Annotated in this window: 19 protein-coding genes; 16 read left to right on the top strand and 3 right to left on the bottom strand. The window is 39.0% G+C overall.

All coding sequences use genetic code 11. The features are described from left to right. Positions 1–17 precede the first annotated feature (17 nt). From BLQ57_RS13895 to BLQ57_RS13830, 12 genes are all read left to right on the top strand, one after another. Positions 18–1,403: an O-antigen polymerase gene (locus BLQ57_RS13895; protein ID WP_087940171.1), complete on the top strand. Its 1,386-nt coding sequence runs from the start codon at positions 18–20 to the stop codon at positions 1,401–1,403. Positions 1,404–1,419: 16 nt separating this feature from the next. Further along, entirely contained in the window at positions 1,420–2,580 is a 1,161-nt protein-coding gene (locus BLQ57_RS13890; RefSeq protein ID WP_087940170.1) for an XrtY-associated glycosyltransferase XYAG1, read from the top strand. Beyond that, entirely contained in the window at positions 2,581–3,201 is a 621-nt protein-coding gene (locus BLQ57_RS13885; protein WP_087940169.1) for a class I SAM-dependent methyltransferase, read from the top strand. It begins immediately after the preceding gene. Next, positions 3,198–4,103 (top strand): glycosyltransferase family 2 protein, encoded by a 906-nt coding sequence (locus tag BLQ57_RS13880; protein ID WP_087940168.1) that lies wholly within the window; start codon positions 3,198–3,200, stop codon positions 4,101–4,103. Before BLQ57_RS13885 ends, BLQ57_RS13880 begins: the two co-directional genes overlap by 4 nt. 109 nt (positions 4,104–4,212) lie before the next feature. After that, a complete protein-coding gene (locus BLQ57_RS13875) occupies positions 4,213–5,934 on the top strand; it encodes a carbamoyltransferase family protein (protein ID WP_087940167.1) in 1,722 nt (573 codons plus the stop codon). A gap of 2 nt (positions 5,935–5,936) precedes the next feature. Continuing rightward, positions 5,937–6,692, top strand: coding sequence for a glycosyltransferase family 2 protein (locus BLQ57_RS13870; RefSeq protein ID WP_087940166.1), 756 nt, complete (start codon positions 5,937–5,939; stop codon positions 6,690–6,692). A 203-nt stretch (positions 6,693–6,895) separates the two neighbouring features. Continuing rightward, a complete protein-coding gene (locus BLQ57_RS13865; RefSeq protein ID WP_240507831.1) occupies positions 6,896–8,338 on the top strand; it encodes a capsule assembly Wzi family protein in 1,443 nt (480 codons plus the stop codon). Positions 8,339–8,900: 562 nt separating this feature from the next. Continuing rightward, entirely contained in the window at positions 8,901–9,125 is a 225-nt protein-coding gene (locus BLQ57_RS13860; protein ID WP_087940165.1) for a hypothetical protein, read from the top strand. Continuing rightward, complete coding sequence (locus BLQ57_RS13855; protein ID WP_087940164.1) at positions 9,115–9,438, top strand: type II toxin-antitoxin system RelE family toxin; 324 nt, start codon at positions 9,115–9,117, stop codon at positions 9,436–9,438. Before BLQ57_RS13860 ends, BLQ57_RS13855 begins: the two co-directional genes overlap by 11 nt. 1,380 nt (positions 9,439–10,818) lie before the next feature. Then, complete coding sequence (locus BLQ57_RS13840; protein ID WP_087940161.1) at positions 10,819–12,012, top strand: ImmA/IrrE family metallo-endopeptidase; 1,194 nt, start codon at positions 10,819–10,821, stop codon at positions 12,010–12,012. Positions 12,013–12,128: 116 nt separating this feature from the next. Next, entirely contained in the window at positions 12,129–12,572 is a 444-nt protein-coding gene (locus BLQ57_RS13835) for a hypothetical protein (protein ID WP_205635628.1), read from the top strand. Between the two features lie 10 nt (positions 12,573–12,582). Further along, complete coding sequence (locus BLQ57_RS13830) at positions 12,583–12,948, top strand: AbiH family protein (RefSeq protein WP_205635627.1); 366 nt, start codon at positions 12,583–12,585, stop codon at positions 12,946–12,948. A 226-nt stretch (positions 12,949–13,174) separates the two neighbouring features. Here BLQ57_RS13830 and BLQ57_RS13825 read toward each other — a convergent pair whose 3' ends face one another. Beyond that, entirely contained in the window at positions 13,175–14,020 is an 846-nt protein-coding gene (locus BLQ57_RS13825) for a hypothetical protein (RefSeq protein WP_087940158.1), read from the bottom strand. Between the two features lie 76 nt (positions 14,021–14,096). Here BLQ57_RS13825 and BLQ57_RS13820 point away from each other — a divergent pair, with 76 nt between their 5' ends. Both BLQ57_RS13820 and BLQ57_RS13815 read left to right on the top strand, forming a co-directional pair. Then, positions 14,097–14,348 carry a hypothetical protein gene (locus tag BLQ57_RS13820; protein ID WP_087940157.1) on the top strand — a complete coding sequence of 84 codons (252 nt, stop codon included), beginning with the start codon at positions 14,097–14,099 and terminating at the stop codon, positions 14,346–14,348. A gap of 3 nt (positions 14,349–14,351) precedes the next feature. Next, the gene (locus BLQ57_RS13815; RefSeq protein WP_087940156.1) at positions 14,352–15,008 is read left to right on the top strand and encodes a hypothetical protein; all 657 of its coding nucleotides are present in this window, start codon (positions 14,352–14,354) and stop codon (positions 15,006–15,008) included. A 429-nt stretch (positions 15,009–15,437) separates the two neighbouring features. Here BLQ57_RS13815 and BLQ57_RS21570 read toward each other — a convergent pair whose 3' ends face one another. Both BLQ57_RS21570 and BLQ57_RS13810 read right to left on the bottom strand, forming a co-directional pair. Further along, entirely contained in the window at positions 15,438–15,563 is a 126-nt protein-coding gene (locus BLQ57_RS21570; protein WP_262481081.1) for a hypothetical protein, read from the bottom strand. Positions 15,564–15,635: 72 nt separating this feature from the next. Beyond that, positions 15,636–16,619, bottom strand: a complete 984-nt coding sequence (locus BLQ57_RS13810; protein WP_169712766.1) for an AlbA family DNA-binding domain-containing protein — start codon at positions 16,617–16,619, stop codon at positions 15,636–15,638. A 164-nt stretch (positions 16,620–16,783) separates the two neighbouring features. Between BLQ57_RS13810 and BLQ57_RS21465 the strand changes: the two genes are divergently transcribed. Then, positions 16,784–19,510, top strand: coding sequence for a class I SAM-dependent DNA methyltransferase (locus BLQ57_RS21465; protein ID WP_087940154.1), 2,727 nt, complete (start codon positions 16,784–16,786; stop codon positions 19,508–19,510). Next, on the top strand, positions 19,507–20,028 hold the full coding sequence (locus BLQ57_RS13800) for a hypothetical protein (RefSeq protein ID WP_087940153.1): 522 nt from the start codon (positions 19,507–19,509) through the stop codon (positions 20,026–20,028). Before BLQ57_RS21465 ends, BLQ57_RS13800 begins: the two co-directional genes overlap by 4 nt. Positions 20,029–20,308: the final 280 nt, after the last annotated feature.

The following is a 20,308-nucleotide window of genomic DNA, read 5'->3' as shown; positions in this document are numbered from 1 at the left end:
ATTTATACTTTGTTATTTTGAGATATAAAAGTATCAGTCAAGAACAGGCTATTCTGCTATTTGGAGTATTAATATCTTTTATTTTATTCCATTTTTCGGTTTCAAGCTATTTTATTAATATATTTACATCCATAATAATTAGTGTATACGGGGTAACTTTATTTTTTAATGAAAAAGAAAGATTTCAAACTATAATTCATCCACTTGTATTAAGGGCTATTTACAAATTTTTTATTGGTATAGCTGGAGCTTTTTTAACCTTGTTTATTTTTCCCGATTATGAAGGAATGCAGGTTTCAATCATTCAAGTTCCAATAACTAATATTGCTTTTTTTTCAATTCTGTATATTTTAGGTGAGTTATTTTACATAACTGCTTTTAAAAACCATTCAAAAAATATTAACTTAGATCCTGTTTTTAAATCTAAAAAGTTTAGCATAAATTGGTTTGTAATTAGTGCCACTTTTTTTCTTTTGTTTGCTTTATTCCCATCTGCTTTTAAATTTTTGGGCTCTCTTGGTGTATTATTAAATAGAATAGGTTTCGCCCTTCTTTTGTTGATCATTTATTCCAATATAAAGGATAATATAAAGCATCCATTGTTAGTGTTCTCTACTTTAGTTGTCGTTGGATTAAATATTAATAAACTTTCCAAAGCAGCAATTTTTCTAGCTATAATTCCATATTTATTTTATATTTTAATTAAATACCGAAAAAATCTTACTAGATTATTATTGGTATATTTACTTCCATTAGGGTCTGCTTTATATCTTTTTGTTTTTCCATTTGTTTCAGTAGCCCGTTACTATTATTTTGGGGATAATCCAGAGCAAATTAGTTTTTCTACTGCTTTTAATATGGTATATAATGTTGGTTTTCTAGAAAAATATTCTAATATATCTTCTGCTGGGAGTATATTTTATCAACGAGAAATTTATGAGATAATATTTCTTCGGATGTATGAAATGCCTGTTTATGCTGTGGTTGTAGATTTTGTTAATGAGGGTGGTTATAAATTTGGTGAAGCTTTTGATAAATTGATTTATGGACTTATTCCACGCTTAATATGGCCGGAAAAGCCTATAATGGTTAGTAGTTATGAATTTGGTAATTTGCTTGGGGCAGAGGGTACTGCAATTGGTGTATCTGATGTTGGTGACCTATATTGGAATTTTGGGATACTAGGAATTCCTATTGGAATGTATATTTTGGGAATGATTACAGCTCGATTTTTTAATTTTATATTAAGAATAAATAACTCCGTAGTTTATTTTCTGGGATATACACTAATCATATATTCTGGTATGGCATCAAGTGGTTCTGAATTTGTTGCTTCTTTGTTAGGTTGGTTTCAATATTTAGTTATTTTTTATTTATTATATTTATTTCTCAGGATTAAATAGTATAAGATTTTTGTAAATGTCTTTATCCATTTTGCATTTGGTAGCATCCTATAAGCCAGCATTTATTTACGGTGGGCCAGTCGTATCAGTTAGTCGCCTTTGTGAATCCATCTCTATAATTAATAAAGTAACGGTATATACAACTACCGCAAATGGAGAAGAGGAACTAGATGTCCCAGTTAATCTTACTCAAGATGTAGATGGTGTCTCTGTTTACTATTTTAAAAGGATCACAAAGGGGCATAGCCATTTTTCTCCTGCCTTGCTTTGTGCTCTCTGGCGTTCTGTAAAACAGTTTGATATTGTGCATATTCACTCTTGGTGGAATTTAGTCTCTGTTTTAAGTGCTTTAATTTGCATATTCAGAGGGGTTAAACCCATTTTGTCCCCTAGAGGTGCATTATCTGTCTACTCTTTTAAAAAGAGTAAAAGCAGTGTAAAAAAGTGGCTACATGTATTTTTAGGAAAACATATATTGAGAAATACGTATTTACATGCAACCACTCATAAGGAATGGGAAGAATGCAAAGAATTGTTGCCGAATTGGAACGGTTTTGTACTACCTAATTATCTGCCTTATGAAATGGAGGCTATGCTCGAGAAGCCTGTATCTTTTGCTCGAAATCAAGAACATAATCCCTTTCAAATTCTTTTTGTAGGCAGGTTGCATCCCGTAAAAGGAATAGAATTACTATTTAATGCGTTGGCGAAGCTAGAGTTTCCTTTCAAACTAATTTTGGTTGGTGGAGGCGAAGAAGACTATGAAAATGAACTTAAAAAACAGGCAAATAATGTAGGCATTGCTTCATACCTCTATTGGAAAGGTTTTCTGCAAGGAAAAGAAAAAATCGAAGCATATCAACAATCTGATATATTGGTATTACCCTCCTATACCGAAAACTTTGGTATGGTACTCGTCGAGGCTTGGACTAATGGATTGCCCACTGTTGTTACCAAAGGGGTTGGTTTGAGTAGTTTTGTAAAAGATCATCAATTAGGTTGGGTAGCTGATCATACCCCAGAAAGTTTAGCGAATGCTATTATTGCATCTAAAAAGCAAAACACAAAAAGGTTATCTATTGCCTCAAATGCCCAAAAAATAGTATGTCAGCAATTTTCCTCTGCAAAGCTTACGGAAAAATACTTAAAAGCCTATCACCAATTTAAAATGTCTTGAATGGCAACATATAAAGAATACGGTTTTAGCGGAGGTGAAATTTGTTCCCATGGCTACTTAATCCCATCCCTACTCAAGCTGCTAAATAGCGGAAAAAACAAAACCATACTCGACGTAGGATGTGGAGATGGGGCCATTGCAAGGGCTCTTATGGCCAAAGGGTTTGAAATATATGGTTCCGATGCTTCCCCACAGGGAATCGCCATCGCACAAAAGCACCATCCAGAGCGCTTCTTTCTGCAAGACCTTACCAAAGATACTTTGCCCGAAGGACTGCAACACCTTACGTTCGATACCATCATTTCTACGGAAGTAGTAGAACACCTTTACGATCCAAGGGGCTATATCAAGTTCTGTAAAGACGTACTTGCCAAAAACGGGGGCGGGGAGTTGATCATCTCCACACCTTACAATGGCTATCTTAAAAATTTGATGCTCTCCGTTTTAGATAAATGGGATTTGCACCTGAACCCCCTCTGGGATGGCGGGCACATCAAATTTTGGTCGTGTAAAACGCTTTCTGCTTTGGTAGAGGAACAAGGGTTCAAAGTGGTGCAGTTCGAGGGGAGCGGGCGCTTGCCTTACCTTTGGAAGTCCATGTTCATTAAAGCGCGGCTATGAAACCCGACCTCTCAGTTCTCATTCTCACCCATAATGAAACCTTGCACCTACGCCGCTGTATTCAAAGCGTGCAGCCCTTCGCCAAAGCCGTTTTCATTGTCGATAGTTACTCTTCTGATGATACTCTCGAAATAGCCCGATCTTTAGGTGCTGAAGTTTTCCAAAACCCCTGGGTCAACTATGCTGAGCAGTTCAATTGGGGGTTGGAAAACTGTCCCATTACTACCCAATGGGTTATGCGCATGGATGCAGACGAGTACGCAACTCCCGAATTGCAAAAAGAAATCCTTATCAAACTCCCCGCAATGTTGCCGGAAGAAACTGCAGTTTATGTAAAGCGGCGGGTACATTTTATGGGTAAATGGATTAAAAGAGGTGGGTATTATCCCACATGGTTACTTCGTATTTGGCATCACGAAAAAGGTTTTTGCGAAAAAAGGTGGATGGATGAACATATTAAAGTAACCACGGATACGCCCGTTTTTTTTGAGCATGATCTAGTGGATGATAATTTAAACGACCTTACTTGGTGGACTACCAAGCATAACCACTATGCTACTCGTGAATTGGTTGACTTGCTCAACATACGCTATAACTTTTTGGAGTACGACGAGGTAAACCCAGCCCTTTTTGGCTCACAAGAACAACGTAAGCGCTGGCTCAAAATCAAATACGCCAATCTCCCTTTATTTACCCGCCCATTCATCTACTTCCTCTATCGCTATTTCATCAAATTGGGTTTTTTGGATGGCACAAAAGGGCTTATTTGGCACTTTTTGCAAGGATTTTGGTACCGCTTTTTAGTTGATGCCAAGGTGTATGACATTAAGAGGCGGGCCAAGTTTTCAGGCAAGCCACTGGTTCAAGAAATTGAGAACTATCTAGGGAAGCCTTTGCATTAATTGAATAACAAATAAATAGCATAAATGATCATTCTTAAAGGTGATTATATAACCTCTATATTATGCAAGTGTATGTTTCTCAAGGTTAACATATAATTTATTAAATACAATGTACATAATTGGAATTAATGCATTTCACGCTGACAGCTCCGCAGCTTTAGTAAAAAATGGTCATGTTATTTTTGCAACGGAAGAAGAGAGATTTGAGCGCATCAAGCATTGGGCTGGACTTCCTTTACGCTCAATTGAATTTTGTTTAAAAGCGGAAGGCATTTCAATAGACCAAGTCGAAGCCATTTGTATCGGGAGGGATCCTAAAGCTAAATTTGGAAATAAGTTAGCGTATCTACTAAAAAGGCCTAAATCAGCCTTAGGGATGTTTCAGCAACGATTTTCTAATAGAAATGACTTAGGGAATATTCAAGAAGAGATTAAAAAACATTTTGGGTATTGTCCATCTATTCGATATGTTGAGCACCACCGAGCGCATTTGGCATCAGCTTTCTTTTCAAGTCCATTTCATGAAGCGGCTGTTATATCTATTGATGGTTCAGGTGATTTTTCTACTGTAATGATCGGTAAAGGGCTTGGAAATAAGATTGAAGTATTAGAATCTCAAGACTTCCCAGTTAGTATAGGTTTGTTTTATACAGCTTTTACACAGTTTTTGGGTTTTCCATATTACGGAGATGAATACAAGGTAATGGGACTTTCTCCGTACGGTGAACCTAGATATTTAAATGAACTTCGAAAGTTAATCTGGTTAGGTAAGGAAAATATTCTCGAATGGGATGAATCTTTTTTTGACCTAGACGGAGGTATTATTTCCTATGAAAATAAAATGCCTCAAGTTAGTCAGCTTTTTAAAAGAGAAAAGTTTGAGGAGTCGTTTGGAAAATCTAGAAAAAAAGGGGAGCCTATCGAAGGACGACATCAAGACATTGCGGCAAGTCTACAACGTCATACTGAAGATCTAATATTTGGAATTGTTGAAAGAGCTTATAAGCTGACAGGTTATAAAAATGTGGCTATTGCTGGAGGAGTAGCACAAAACTCCGTGGCAAATGGGAAATTAATCCAAAATACATCTTTTGAAGAATTATACATTCCAAGTGCAGGTCATGATGCAGGAATTGCAATGGGAGCTGCTCAATTTGAATTTTTCCAAAATCAAAAAAATCAAAGGATTGCTCCTCTTTACAATGCAAATTTGGGTATTTCATTTTCGAATGAGCAGATAAGAGAGGTTTTGATCCGAATGGAACTCGAATTTACTTTTCTTGAGGATAAAGAATTGTTTTCATTTGTTGCGAAAAAGATTTCAGAAAGTAATGTTGTTGGATTTTTTGATGGAAGTGCAGAATTCGGTCCTAGAGCTTTGGGGAGTAGATCAATTCTGGCTGATCCCCGTAATCCCAGAGCCCAATCTCTGTTGAATGAAAAAATAAAGAAGAGAGAATCTTTTAGGCCCTTTGCCCCATCCATTTTAGAAGAGTTTGGCCCAGAATACTTTCATGAATATCAGTTCACTCCATTTATGGAGCGAGTGTTATCGATCAAAGAGGAAAAAAGGCAATTGATACCAGCTGTTACTCATGTAGATGGATCAGGTAGACTGCAATCGGTAAAAATAGAGCTTAGGCCTCGGTACCATCGCTTAATTTCTGAATTCCATAAGCTTACAGGAATCCCAATTTTGATAAATACTTCCTTTAATGAAAATGAACCGGTGGTAAATATTCCTGAGGAAGCTATTGATTGCTTTTTGAGAACTGATTTGGATATTCTTGTTCTTGGTAATTACATTCTTTCAAAAACTCCCCTGGAATAATCTTGAAAGTATCCTTAATAACAGTTACCTATAACTCTGCAGCTACTCTTAAAGATACCATTGAGAGTGTGGCTTCCCAGGATTATCCGAATATAGAATACATCGTTGTAGATGGCAATTCTAAAGATGGAACTCAGGATATAATTCGTTCTTATAATGATACGGTTTCCAAATGGCTATCTGAACCGGATAAGGGGCTTTATGATGCCATGAATAAGGGCATTCAAATGGCATCTGGAGATGTTGTGGGAATTATTAACTCCGATGATTTTTACCATCGATCGGATGCTATTTCTCAAGTGGTCAATGCTTTTCAGGAATTTAGGGTAGCTTCTGTTTATGCAGATGTACGTTTTGTTCGCCCTGATAATTTAGAAAGGACGGTTCGCTATTATTCCTCTCAAAGTTTTAGCCTAGAATCCTTTAAGATAGGAAGAATGCCAGCACATCCTACCTTTTTCACCTATCGAAAGAATTTTGAAAAGTATGGCTACTACCGAACGGATTATAAGATTGCCGCAGATTTTGAGCTCTTGGTACGCTTCCTTTATCGAGAAAAATTAAGCTATTTTTATTTGCCTATAGATTTGATGAAGATGCGTACCGGAGGCTTGAGTACGAAGTCCTGGAAAAGTAATGTCATTATCAATCAGGAGGATTTGCGGGCTTGTAAAGAAAATGGACTGGATACCAATTATTTTTGGCTGTATTCCCGATATTTCCAAAAATTATTAGAATTTTTACCAGGGTTGTTTTGAGAGGATTTCTATTAGTATTACTGTTCTTTTGTTTTCAAGTCGCTCCCGCACAGGTTATTCCGGCGGGATTTCCTGTTTTGGAGGAGCGGGCCCGGATAAATCAGCTATTTTCTGATTCTATAGGTCCTTCCTTATTTATTAGGCCCACTTTAACCTTTTCTGATTCCTTGCCAAAGGAGTCCCTAAAAGTAAGGAAGAACAAAATGGAGTTCACCATTTTACCTACTTTAAGCACATTTAGAGTAAATACAAAAAGGACTTATGGCTTTGGGGATTACGGAATGATTCCTACTCCTGGTGCTCAGCTGTATTTGGCTGGAGGGGTTCACTATCAATGGAGGGAATTAGGTATTACATACTATCCAGACTTGGTGTATGCACAAAATGCAGCGTTTAATGGATTTCAGGGTTTAGGTAATAGCTCATGGGATCGAAACCGATTTTTATATTGGAATTTTGGAGACAATCCAGAGCGTTTTGGTTCGAATAGCTATAGCCAAGTTAGTCTTGGCCAATCACGAATCTCCTACGGTTTCGGTGCTTTTGAACTAGCTGTAGCCAATCAAAACTTATGGATTGGTCCAGGGCAATTTAATGCCTTGACTTTTTCCAATAATACACCGGGATTTCCCATGGCTTCCATAGGAACACGAAGGCCAGCGAAAACCTTTTTGGGGAACTTTGAGGTGCACTTATTCTCAGGCATTTTAAATACCACTAGACGAGAACCCACGCAATCAGATTCCCTCAATGCTCTTTATTTTAGAACACCAAGAGAAAAGAACCGCTATGTAAACGGCTTGACGGTGAGCTACAATCCAAAGTGGATTAAGGGTTTTTATTTCGGGGCAAATAGAACTGTGCAGACCTTTACGGATTCTATTGGATCAGGCTTTATTGATATTTTACCTGTTTTTTGGGGTGTCACCAAACAGTCCGTTGGGTCGGATTTGATCGGAGAATCGGATAAAGGAAGAAGTCAACTTATTACGATTTTTGGCCGGTATATCCATCAGCCGTCGAGATTTGAATTGTATTTCGAATTTGGAAGGAGGGATCATGCCTTAAATTGGAGGGAGTTTATAATTAGCCCTGAGCATGCAAGGGCTTATATTTTTGGCTTTAATAAGCTAATTCGCATTGAAGGATTAGATTCGGATCTATTAATAAGGGGAGAAATTACACATCAGCAAGAATCGGTCAATCGTTACATTAGATATCCTGGGCTAACTGGCGGAGCTTCTTGGCATATGAATGGTTCGATAGGAGGCCTTACACACCATGGACAACCTACAGGGGTGGGTATTGGAACAGGCTCGAATATCCAAACTTTTGAAATAAGCAAGATTAATGGAATGAATAAGACTGGGCTGTTTTTCGAGCGCTTGGATAACAATGTGGATTTCTATTACAAAGCCTTGCTTCAATTCACCGAGCGCAAACCCTGGATCGACCTCTCTCTCGGTTTCCTCTACGACAAGCAGTTTGGGAATTTGTTGCTGAGTTCCAAGCTGCAGCTCATCCATGCCCGCAACTATCAGTGGCAGTTGGATCCTACCAGTACCCCCGACTTCCCCAAGGGTAAAAACCTGACGAGCGTAATGGGGCAGGTGAGTGCGGTGTATTTCTGGAATAAAGACAATTAACCACAGAGGAGTTTTTAACCACTAAGGACACTAAGGACACTAAGAAATAAGCTTTGTGAACTTCGTGCTCTTCGTGGTTTTCTTTTTTTAGCCACTAAAGACACATCTTGTACCGAGCATCTGGAAAGGGTTTTTGAACCACAACTTGTCCCGAGCATCGGGAAAGGACACCAAGGGCACTAAGAACTAAGCTTTGTGAACTTTGTGCTCTTTGTGGTTTTCTTTTTTTGAGTCACTAAAGACACATCTTGTCCCGAGTATCGGGAAAGGGCACGAAGAAGATGAACCACTAAGGACACAAAGGGCACTAAGGAGTTTTTTTAAAGAAGCTTTGTGAACTTCGTGCCCTTCGTGGTTTTTTTTTTTGAACCACATCTTGTTCCGAGCATCGGGAAAGGATTATTTAACCACCAAGGACGCTAAGGGCACTAAGAACTAAGCTTTGTGAACTTCGTGCTCTTAGTGGTTTCATTCGTTGTGCTCTTGGTGGTTTTTACTTTTTGTATTTGTTGTGTTCGTCTTATTTTAGACGGGATTATTCTAGAATTCGTATATTTGACCTATGAAAGTTGCATCAATAGAATTTGAAAATGAAGAGCAGCTGACTGCTTTAAAGGCCTTTGCAAAGGCAATGAAAATGAAGTTTGTTGGTCTTTCTGATTTTTCGGATAAGCTTGAAGATAAGCGTATTCTGGAGAGTATAGCAAAAGGGTACAAAGAATCTATCGCGATTGAAAAAGGGAAAATAAAACCTAAAACAATCGAGGAATTACTCGATGAGCTATAAAGTTATACCAACCTCCCAATTTGAGAAGGACTTAAAGAAACTTTTCAAAAAGTATCCCTCGGTAAAAAGTGATATTTCTGCCCTTGTTGAGCAATTACAGGATAATCCAAAACTTGGAACTCCTCTTTTAAAAAATTGCTATAAAATCCGAATGGCAATAAAAAGTAAAGGAAAAGGAAAAAGTGGTGGAAGTCGAGTGATTACACACGTAAGAGTAATAAGGGAGGAAGTACACTTGCTTTCAATTTACGATAAATCCGAGCAGTCGAATATTTCGGATTCGGCTATCAATAATCTTCTGGAATTACTATAGCTTTTATTGTTGTCGGTTTTCAGACAATAATCCAGATTGACTTTTTCCTTAGGCTTCCTCTACGAAAAACAGTTTAAGAATCTCTTATTGAGTTCCAAGCTTCAGCTCATCCATGCCCGCAACTATCAGTGGCAGCTGGATCCGTCCAGCACGCCTGACTTTCCGAAGGGGAAGAACCTGACGAGTGTGATGGGGCAGGCCTCGCTGATTTATTTCTGGAATAAGAAATGACCGTCATCGCGCCTGCCCGCAGTGGCGGGAGGGAAGGAACAAAAACCCTATTTAATCTAATAAGCCTTGTCTTCCAGAAGCCTGCCTACCGTAAGGCAGGCCTGCCTCCCGTAGGGAAGGCAATCTTTAGATCAGGACAAGACTGCTTCACTCGTACCCCACTCGAAGTGACGAAAACCAGTAGCTAAGCTTAAAAAACAAGTACTCTCAAGCCAATTCCCAAATTCTCCAACCACCCTTGCGGTGGTTTTTTTTTGCCCAAAATCTCGCTGTTCTCGCTGTTCGGGATTTGAAATCCCGAACCCCTATCATAGGATTTGCAATCCGGATAAATGAAAAGGGCAGCTATGCCGACCTTAGTAGCCAGTCCGCCTCAGGCGGATCACCACTCACGGCACTTGCCACACTTCGAAATTTATCATTTTTCATACATCGTTGGATATTTTTCCATGGGTTGCTGCCTACCTGACGGACCTGGCAAGCATTAAAAAGTTAGCCTGAATGGCTAATTTTAGGAGAGCCTGTCCCACAATATTGCGGGAAGCCAGCTTGTAGGGCTGGGTTTATTCAAATTTTTCCCTTTCTTGCCATAGTAAAAGCTAGTTCAAGGCCAAAAGACAAAATTTACTCCTGTTTAGGTGTTGGAATCTTTCGATAAAAATCAGAGAAATACATCAATTGCAAATTGATAAGGAGATTAGGGTGGGATTGCAAATCCCAACTAGGAACTACCAAAATTTGACTACTCCTAGAGGGGGTATTTAAGCTAATTTTTAACTGTAAACCGACGGAGATCTTCCAGAAAGCGGAACCCTGAAATAGGTATTTGCGGATTTTGGCGAGATAATAAGCCTTCTAACGATAGTAACCAAATAAACAATATCTCTCAGCCCAACCAATTCAAATCCTTCACCAGCAGTGAGAGGAAGGTTCGAAAACTTAGTTTTTTTTTAAGGTCAAAGCTTCCAAGAAAACTCCTAGGTTTTTTTGCAGATTAGTATCAAGCTTCAAAATAATTGACACTAATTGACACAATATTTAGAGTAGTTTTTTAATTGAATCAATACGAAGATAAAATAAAGGGTAATTACCCTCATTTTGTATTTTTTATACAAAATATGTCTTAAATTTAGGGGTAATTTCTCCCTTATGAAAAATTTAGATATTGACCAACTTCTACAAGAAATCTTTGATGATGGTCCCGAATTCAGTGTGAAACAACGATTCGAAGATAAAATCACAGAATACGGGATCAGCAAAACCAAAGCCCTTAAGCTTCTCAATATTGATAAGGACGTTTTTGCTGAGATTCTCGATGGGACAGCTAAGCAACCTAACCTGATCCACATCGTCAAAGTAGCCGAATTTTTGGATATCGATGTCCACAAGTTCATCAAAATGGTACTCAAAAACCAAAGTTCCGACAATATCGCCTCCATTGACCGGGCAAGGAAGGTAAAATTCCTAATGAAGAACTTTGATGTGAAAGCCTTGACAAAAAGAGGTTTTTTTGATTCAGGTGATGATATCGATCACCTAGTTCAAAAGGTCCTAAGCTATTTTGGATTTGATTCGATAGCAGAGTATGAATCACAAGTGGTCGAACCCCTGTATAGCAGATCCAAAAGACCCTTTTCGGATAAAATGAAAGATTTTTGGGTGAGGTCCGCTTACCAAACTTTTGGATTAATCAATAACCCCAATTCATATGATCGAGAGTTGCTCAAAGATACCCTAGTCAAAATAAAACCATACTCCCAGGACGTGAACAATGGACTGTACATTGTAAGTAGGGCCCTATATAATGCAGGCCTCACGGTTATCTTTCAAGACTATTTTGAAACTACACATGTAAGAGGGGCTACATTCAATATCAATGGAAAACCCTGCATCGTCATCACGGATTATTTAAAGAAGTACCCCAACCTTTGGTTTACCCTATTACACGAATTGCATCATGTCCTTTTTGACTATGAAACCGTGATTTCAAATAATTTCCACCTTTCTGATGATCAGGATTTATTTCTAATTGAAGAAAAGGCCAACAGCTTTGCCAGAGATTACTTCCTCCCTATCGAAGGCTTTCACTACATCAAGCATTACATCAATAATCCCTATATGGTGGAGCGCTTTGCCAAAGAGCAGGAGATCCATCCCTCACTCATTTATTCCTTTTACACTTGGTACCAGAATGAACTCTACGGCAAGAATTTTTATGGGGCCTTTAAGGAGCACTACCCAACCTGTAAAAGTGCCGTAAGCAAGTTAAACCCAATTACCTGGAAAGAAGAATCGATAAAGGATGCCAGTAAAAAAATAAAGGAAGTTTTCGAATTAAAATAAACCACTACCACTATGGATGGCAAAAATAAAAACCCAAAAAAGAAAAGGAACAGACGGAAGTAGACTTAGAGCGTCTGGAACTCTTAAGACGGGCCCATGAGAAGAAAGGGAAGCAATTGACCATTTCGGGAGATTCAGGTGCCTTAGAAGAAATAGACGAATTAAAGCAACTGGTTGCTCGGCAATTGGATAGTCCGGAAGAGAAATACAACATCTACTACAAAGGAATCCGGAAGCTTTTAATGGATCATTTACCCAAAGGAGAAGATTACAAGCAAATGCGGGATATCATCTACGATGAAAAAAACATTTTCCTCAACCTCGGGAAGAGAAAAAGCGACAATAAAGGTATTAGGGGCTCCGACGGCCGAATGACCTTTCAACCGGTGATGAATGAAATGCTTGATGTGGTCATCTCTTGGGTTAGTGGCTCCCAGAATCCATTTCAGCTTTATAAAGAATTGTACCTGCTCAATGAGCGTCATGGCTATCCCCATGAAGAATATGATGATTCAGGAAGGGCAGTGGCGAAGGCAATGTTGAAATTGGGGGAAGAATGATGGTGATAAAATGATGAATATAGTCTATCTTATCGGTAATGGCTTTGATTTAAATCTTGTATTAAATACTAAGTATTCAGATTTTTATGAATATTATAAATCTTCCAAAACCTCAAACCCAAAAATCCTTGAAATTAAAAATGAAATTTCCGCGAACTTACAAAATTGGTCAGATTTAGAATTGGCATTAGGTCACACCTTGGGTGCCAACCCTCGGATAAAAATTTACTTTTCCCGAGGGCCTAAAAGGGCGAAACCCAACTTGGTTTCGGCTGCCGCAGGTAGCCTTAGACAATCACAGAAACGCCTACCTAACGCTTTACCTTCAATGCCTCTGCACCAAGCTTCCTCCGACTTTGCCACAGATATCTTGTAGGTGGCACTCGGAAGATACCTGGAGCATACTTGGCTTTGGGCTTGGGTTGATATGCAGAAACAAAGGGGTATCTTGGGCTTGGGTATTGGATTACTACCTGTGGATCAAAAGAGCGGATAGGCTTGCTGGCCATTCTTACGATACTTCGCCATCTTCTGCGGATGATTTCCTGTGAAGATAGGGCGGTGAGGGAGTGGGGGTTAGGACAATAGAAATCCTATTTATTTTAAATTTTCAAAAGTTCTTTATCCCTATTGTCACAAAGATGATTTGGGACAATTATTTCTAAAAGCTCTTTATATAGGTGAATTTGATATTGTTTGAATGAAATGTAACCCGAAAAATACCCATAAAAAATTATTCTTGTTTCATGCACATTTAAGGTGTTCATAAAAATTGAAATGTAAAATTCATGATCGATCACTTTTCGATTGCCATCCAGATGAATCAGTATACCTAATGCTGAAGACATTATAGCCCTTACCCTAGCAAAACCCTGAGAAAAACTAAAATCAAAAGTATTTCCAATTTCAATTGCTTTTTCTCTTTTGTTCAGGGATGGCCAATCTTCTCGAAAATGTAATTGCCTGATGTTCCCATAGAATTTTTTAAGTTTTTCTATTAACATTTCATCCCCATAATTATCTGAAAAGCTGAGTTTTGATTGCTTTTCAAATAAATTAAGTAAACTGAAGAAGACAGTTTCAAATGATTGAATCTGGAACTGTTTATTCTGAAGCTCTAGCTGTTCCTTTTGGCCTCTGATTTCCACTCTGGTGTCTTTTAACTCCTTTCGGTTAAGTTCCAATTCTTCTTGCTGCATCAGAATTTGAAGCCGCTGTCCTAAAAAAGCAACATAAACGAAGGCAAGGCCAGCAAATGAGGCGAAAGTCCCAGATGTACCACCAATAAAATCACCAAGTTCATTTTCCTTAAAAAATGAACGGTTTCCAAAAACTTGGATCCCAGCCCAAATTAAAGGAATAATTGCGATCAAGGCCGATATCCCTCCAATCCATGTGAATAGAGTTGTTTTTGAGTTCAGTCTTGATTTCTCCTTCTTATAATCCATCCTGAAAATCTAGTCAATTTCCTTCAAACTAAAAATCGGGTTTGTATCTTTTAGATCCCTTCTCTAAAATGTAAGCATGGATTTGTCAAGGAAATTAACAGATGAAGAAGAGCAGCTTCGGGTGGAGCTGGTAACGCTGGAGAGGAGGATCAATGCCAAGATCAAGAGGATCTGTGAGACTCATCAGAAACTTCCCTATGATCGGCTAGCTGCCGGCCGTGACCTAAAAGAAACTTGTTTGCTGGCGATTTCTTATCTTGACCAAGGAAATCAAGTCAGGCTCAGTGAATGCCTGAGGTATTTAAGGGAAAAAGAGGTTAAGATTTAGATTATGAATTTAGAACAGTGGTTTTTTACAGTAGACAATGCCGCAAGCATTTGGATGGCTGGTATGATGACAATCCAAACTATCATTTTGGTGTTTGGTGGTTTTTTTGGTTATAAACAATATCGATTTTACCAACAAAGTCTAAGGAGGGGACATTGTCAAAAAATTTATATTTTAAATAAAAAGATCAATAAGAAAGTTGAATTTTGTTTATCTAGGTTTACTCTAGGTCATAATTTTAACCTAGAAAAAGACTTTCCCTATGTACCTCGATCGTTATCTGGAATTGCAAGAATTTTTAAAATTATTACTGAAAAGTATTGGGATAGTTCAAAAGAAATAGATGATTTATTTTCTGAAGCCTTTGATGAAAATAATTTTTTGGGAGATAGAGATTTATTGCCCCTTTTAATTGAAAAAAGGGAATTGATTTCAGAGGTTTTTTATAATTTTCAGCGAGGATTTACAATGCTTCACGAATACGGCGAAGCCATTATCCATGGGATCGAAACAGGGCAAGAAGAGAAAAAGATAAAAAACTTGTATGCAAAGATGCCAAGAAGCATGAATGATAAAGTTAATCATTGGGTAATTAGATTTTTGTTAATTGATAATAAGTTAGAGAATCTTCTTCTTTCCAAAATGCACGAAGATTTCTGAAAAAAATGTTTTGAGCCACTTTTTTACTCAATGAGCTCTTCCCCCTCCGGAAACTCCAACGACTGCCTCTCAATCAGATTTCCCTGAGCATCATAGATGGCGAAGCTGGCCAGATCAAAGCGGTCCGTGACTTGCTGGAAGAGACCGTTTAGGCTGAATTTTTTGATCGGAGTGCCAAAGAGCTGGACAAAGAATCCAAAATCTTCCTAGCTTGAGATGACTGGTACGAGCTCCTGTCGGTTGATGCGGAGGCCGTTTGCGGTTTCGTCATAGGCAGCCCACTTGACCTGGAATCAGTTTGTTTCGACTTGGACCCGATCAGGATCTCCTCGCATGTAATGACTTTTTTCTTTACCGGTCCAGTCATGGATTAAATAGCTCCCCGATAATTCGCAATTCAACTGGGTTCAGTACATCTTCGGCCTCGATCTAAATTTCTGCCTGAGACTGGTCACCCCTTCCCGAGGCACGGCTTACAGGATCAGCCATAGAAACGATCAGTGGATCGAGTACGGGGTGGATGGAGGGGAGGGGATTTACTATTTCGGTAGCCATCGAATGATTTTTAGAATTAAGGTTCTAAAAGCAAGATGGTATTGGTTTCATGAGGAGGATAGGACAGCGATTTTAAAAATCAATTCCAAGAGATTTTTTTAATGATTCCTCATGTGTTAGTCCTAGGTTTTTTTTATGTTCAGAAATTAAAATATTATCGATATCTAAAATAGCTTTTCCGCCTTTTAAGAAACCTCTCAAGTTTCTTTGTTCAATATAAAATTCATAAACAGTAAGTTTTGAAGGGGAAGACTCGCCGTGAAAAATAATGTTAAGAAGGACCTTCTTATCTGATTGAATCATTCCAAAGTTTCCAGAGAGAGTAAAGGGTACTGTGTATGGCTCTCCATAAGTAAGATTCTCTATTTTAAAATAGTCTGTCTCTTTTGAAAGGTTTTCCCCTTTAGATGACCCTAATTCTAAAATCATAGATCCATCGACTTTTAGTCGATACCGGATGTTTTTTTCATTCTGGAAAGGAGAAAAATTTATAAAACTAAGATCGAATGAGATTAAAAGTGTATCACTTTTCAGGTCACAATACTCACTTCTTTTGGTCTTTAGATAAGCCTTTATGGTGGGAAAAGTGACCTGCTTCATCATTGCCTCAATCAAATAGTGAGGGGCAGGTTTTTTCTGGCCATCAATTCGGATTTGGTAGATGTTTTCCGTTTGATGAGGTTTGGATTGGCTTTCTTGAATTTCAAAGACGGCAACCATCCCGTCTTCCACTTCAACTTCTTTGAGTCGAATACCAATAGGCATTGGAGTAATTCCGTCTGCTATTTTTCGAATGATTGAATCATGGTCACCAAGAAGTTGTGGATGATAAGGTCTCAACTTAAAGTTATCTGGGTTTTCAGAATTTCTGTGATCCTCTCTAGGTGCGCCATAAATAAGGATCCCTCCTTCAGAGTTTAAAAATGAGCAAATGGCAGGCTTTAGACTTTTACTAAAGATTTTTTCTGCATTGGTTTCTCCAGAACTTTTGAATTCAATGTATTGTGTTTCTTGTTGGTGGGTAGCAAAAAATGTAATCAAATCTGACTCTTTCAAATCGTCAAGATTTCTATTGAAGTAGGCCTGGCAATAATTCATATCTCAAAAGTTTTATCCAAGGTAAAACTTATCATCTATTTTTTACTTTGATTAAACCTGTTTTTCCGATATCATTATGTACAAATTGATGTCCAATTTTTCATCAACCTAACTTTTAATCAATGGCTTTAAGCTGGAATGAAATCAAGGATCGCGCCTTGAGGTTTACCAAAGAATGGGAAGGCGAAACGCGGGAGCGTGCCGAAAAGGATTCCTTCTGGAATGATTTCTTTCATGTGTTTGGAATCTCTAGGCGTAGGCTGGCCACCTTTGAGGAGCCGGTTAAAAAGCTGAATAATCAACAGGGGTTTATCGATCTTTTCTGGAAGGGGACACTACTAGTGGAGCATAAATCCAAGGGTAAAAATCTGGATGCGGCCTTTGAGCAGGCGACGGATTATTTTCATGGCATCAAAGAACATGAGCTACCCAAATATGTCTTGGTCTCCGACTTTGATAATTTTAAGCTCTATGACCTGGATGAGGGGAGGGAGTATGAGTTTCACCTTTCGGAGTTTCACAAAAATATCAAGCTGTTCGGCTTTATCGCGGGCTATCAGAAGCGGAGCTTCAAGGAAGAAGATGCCGTGAATATCGCTGCGGCTGAACTTATGGGCAAGCTCCATGATCAATTGGAGGAAAGTGGCTATACTGGCCATGCACTCGAGATGTACCTGGTGCGTCTGCTGTTCTGTCTTTTTGCGGATGATACGGGGATCTTTGAGAAGGATACTTTTAAGGAACTGATCGAGGTCAAATCCGGAGAGGATGGCAGTAATCTGAGCGGTCTGCTGGCTCAGTTCTTCCAGGTATTGAATACTCCTCGAGAAAACCGGATGTCCAGTCTGGATGAGCATTTGGCGACCTTTCCCTATGTGAATGGGAAGCTTTTCGAGGAATTTTTGCCGATACCGGCCTTCAACTCCAAGATGCGGGAGATCCTACTGCAGTGCAGTGCGCTGAACTGGGGTAAAATCTCTCCGGCCATCTTCGGGTCCATGTTTCAGTCGGTGATGGATCCCATCGAGCGGCGAAATCTGGGCGCTCACTATACCTCCGAGAAAAATATCCTGAAGCTGATCAAACCTCTATTCCTGGATGAGCTCCGGGAGGAGTTTGAAAAGCTGAAGGGAAATAAAAATAAGCTGCGGGAGTTTCATCAGCGACTGGGCAAGCTGAAATTTCTGGATCCGGCCTGTGGCTGTGGGAATTTTCTGATCATCACTTATCGGGAGCTGCGGCTCCTGGAACTGGATGTGCTGAAGGAAATCTACGGGGCCCAGCAGGCCATCGGGATTCAGGAAATCATGACCATCGATGTGGATCAGTTCTACGGGATAGAGTATGATGAATTTCCGGCACGGATCGCTGAAGTGGCGCTCTGGTTGATGGATCATCAGATGAACCTGCGGATCTCGGAGGAATTCGGGCAGTACTATGCCCGACTGCCTCTCCGTAAATCCGCCAAAATCGTCCATGGCAATGCCCTTCGGATCAATTGGGAGGAGGTAGTGCCCAAAGAAGAGCTAAGTTATATTCTGGGGAATCCTCCTTTTTACGGGTATTCATATCAGTCCAAAGAGCAAAGAGCGGATTTAGCTGACGTCTTTAGTGGTGTACAAGGTTCAGGAGTTTTGGATTATGTTACTGGCTGGTATCTTTTAGCGGCAAAATACATTCAAAACACTTCTATTGAAGTTGGTTTTGTTTCTACAAATTCAATTTCACAAGGGGAACAAGTTGGGATTCTTTGGAAAGAGATGTTTTTAGAAAATATGGTCAAAATAAATTTTGCTCATAGAACTTTTAACTGGAAAAACGAGGCTAAAGGAAATGCAGCTGTTCACGTAGTGATTATTGGATTTGGACTTTTTGAAAGAAAAGAAAAAAAGCTTTTTTCCTATGAGGATATAAATGGAGAACCTTTGGAAGTAAAAGTCAGGAATATCAATCCCTATTTGGTTAATGGTAAGGATTTGTTTGTTTCAAAGCGTTCAAAGCCCCTTTGTAATGTACCAGAAATGACCAAAGGCAGTTCTCCAACAGATGGGGGTAATTTAATTATTGAGGATGAAGAATTAGATGCTTTTTTAAATGTAGAACCCTTGGCAAAGCCGTTTATTAGACAATATTTAGGAAGTAGGGAGTTTTTGAATAACATCAAAAGATGGTGTTTATGGCTAAAAGAAATTAAACCTTCTGAATTAAAATTAATGCCCGTTATCCAAGAGAGGTTAAGTTTAGTCAGGAAAATGAGATTGGAAAGTTCAAAGAAGTCAACCCAAAAATGGGCTGAATTTCCAGCTTTATTCATTGAGGAACGACAGCCTTTGACGGACTATGTTATAATCCCTAGAGTTTCCTCTGAAAGGAGAAAGTATATTCCGCTTGGATATATTGATAAAGATATTGTTGTTAGTGATAGCGCTATAACATTACCTAATGTTGATTTTTTTATTTTCGGAGTGCTCACATCAGGGATGCACATGACTTGGGTTAATTATACTTGTGGTAGACTTAAAAGCGATTATAGGTATTCAAATACTGTTGTATACAATAATTTCCCCTGGCCAAAGAATCCATCCGAAAAGAATAAAAAGCTTGTCGAAGAGAAGGCGCAGAAAGTATTGGATACCCGGGCGAAGTATCCTGAGAGTAGCCTCGCGGATCTCTATGATCCACTGCTGATGCCTCCGGATCTGGTGAAGGCGCATCAAGAGCTCGACCGGGCGGTGGATCTCTGCTATCGTCCGCAGGCTTTTACCTCGGAAATGGCCAGAATCGAATATCTATTTGAACTGTATGAGGAGTACTTGGCTCCGCTGATGGGGAAAGGAAAGAAGAGATGAATGAGCTTAGTTTGGTAGAGTATTTAGGAATTGGCGGTTTTTGTTTGTCGTTATTTTCTATCGGATTAACGATTCTTCTTGAATTAAGAAGAACAAAAGGAAACTTAAAAGTTAATATCAAGTCGGTTACAAAGACTACCGGATCAGCAAGGAGCTACCTTAATTACGAGGTTGAAATTGTAAATGGTAGCCTAGAGAAACGATATATCAAAACTGTTTTTGAACATAATCTTCTTGGCAGATGGGTATTTTTGTTAAAATTGAAGAGTGATGCTAAGCATAGAATAAAATCTTGGCATATTAAGGAAAGCTATGAAAAATATCCCTGTCTAGAAAGGGGAGAAGAATTAATCCTTGTTTATGATATTATTTATCCAAATGAAGAGTTTTCAAAGATGGTTTATCTAAAGTTTTTGGTTGTTGATTCATTTGGGAAAAAGTACAAAAGCAAAGGCATTAGCATTATCCCAAGCGAACTTGAAGAAAAGCCGTCAAGAGGGGGATTATATCGTATCTAGTACTCTAAAGTATCGGCTTACATTCTTTAGCTTCAGGCAAGTAACTCGTGATGTACTCTCCGCGCTCCTTTTTATTCATGTCGATGGCGTAGATGCGGAAGGGGAGTCCGGTGGCTTTGTCCCGGCGCTGCTCCATCATCAGGTAGAGATTGGCGGTGATTGGCGTCACCATTTTTCATCCTTACCGTCCCAAAAGAGTTCGTGCACGAGGTGCACTTCTCGGGTTTCCTCATTGATGTGCAGGGCTCCTTTTTCTTCCAGGAGCTAAGGGTTAAAGAGG

This window comes from Algoriphagus faecimaris, from assembly GCF_900101705.1.
Lineage (GTDB): Bacteria > Bacteroidota > Bacteroidia > Cytophagales > Cyclobacteriaceae > Algoriphagus > Algoriphagus faecimaris.
This window is presented reverse-complemented; position numbering and strand designations above follow the sequence as displayed.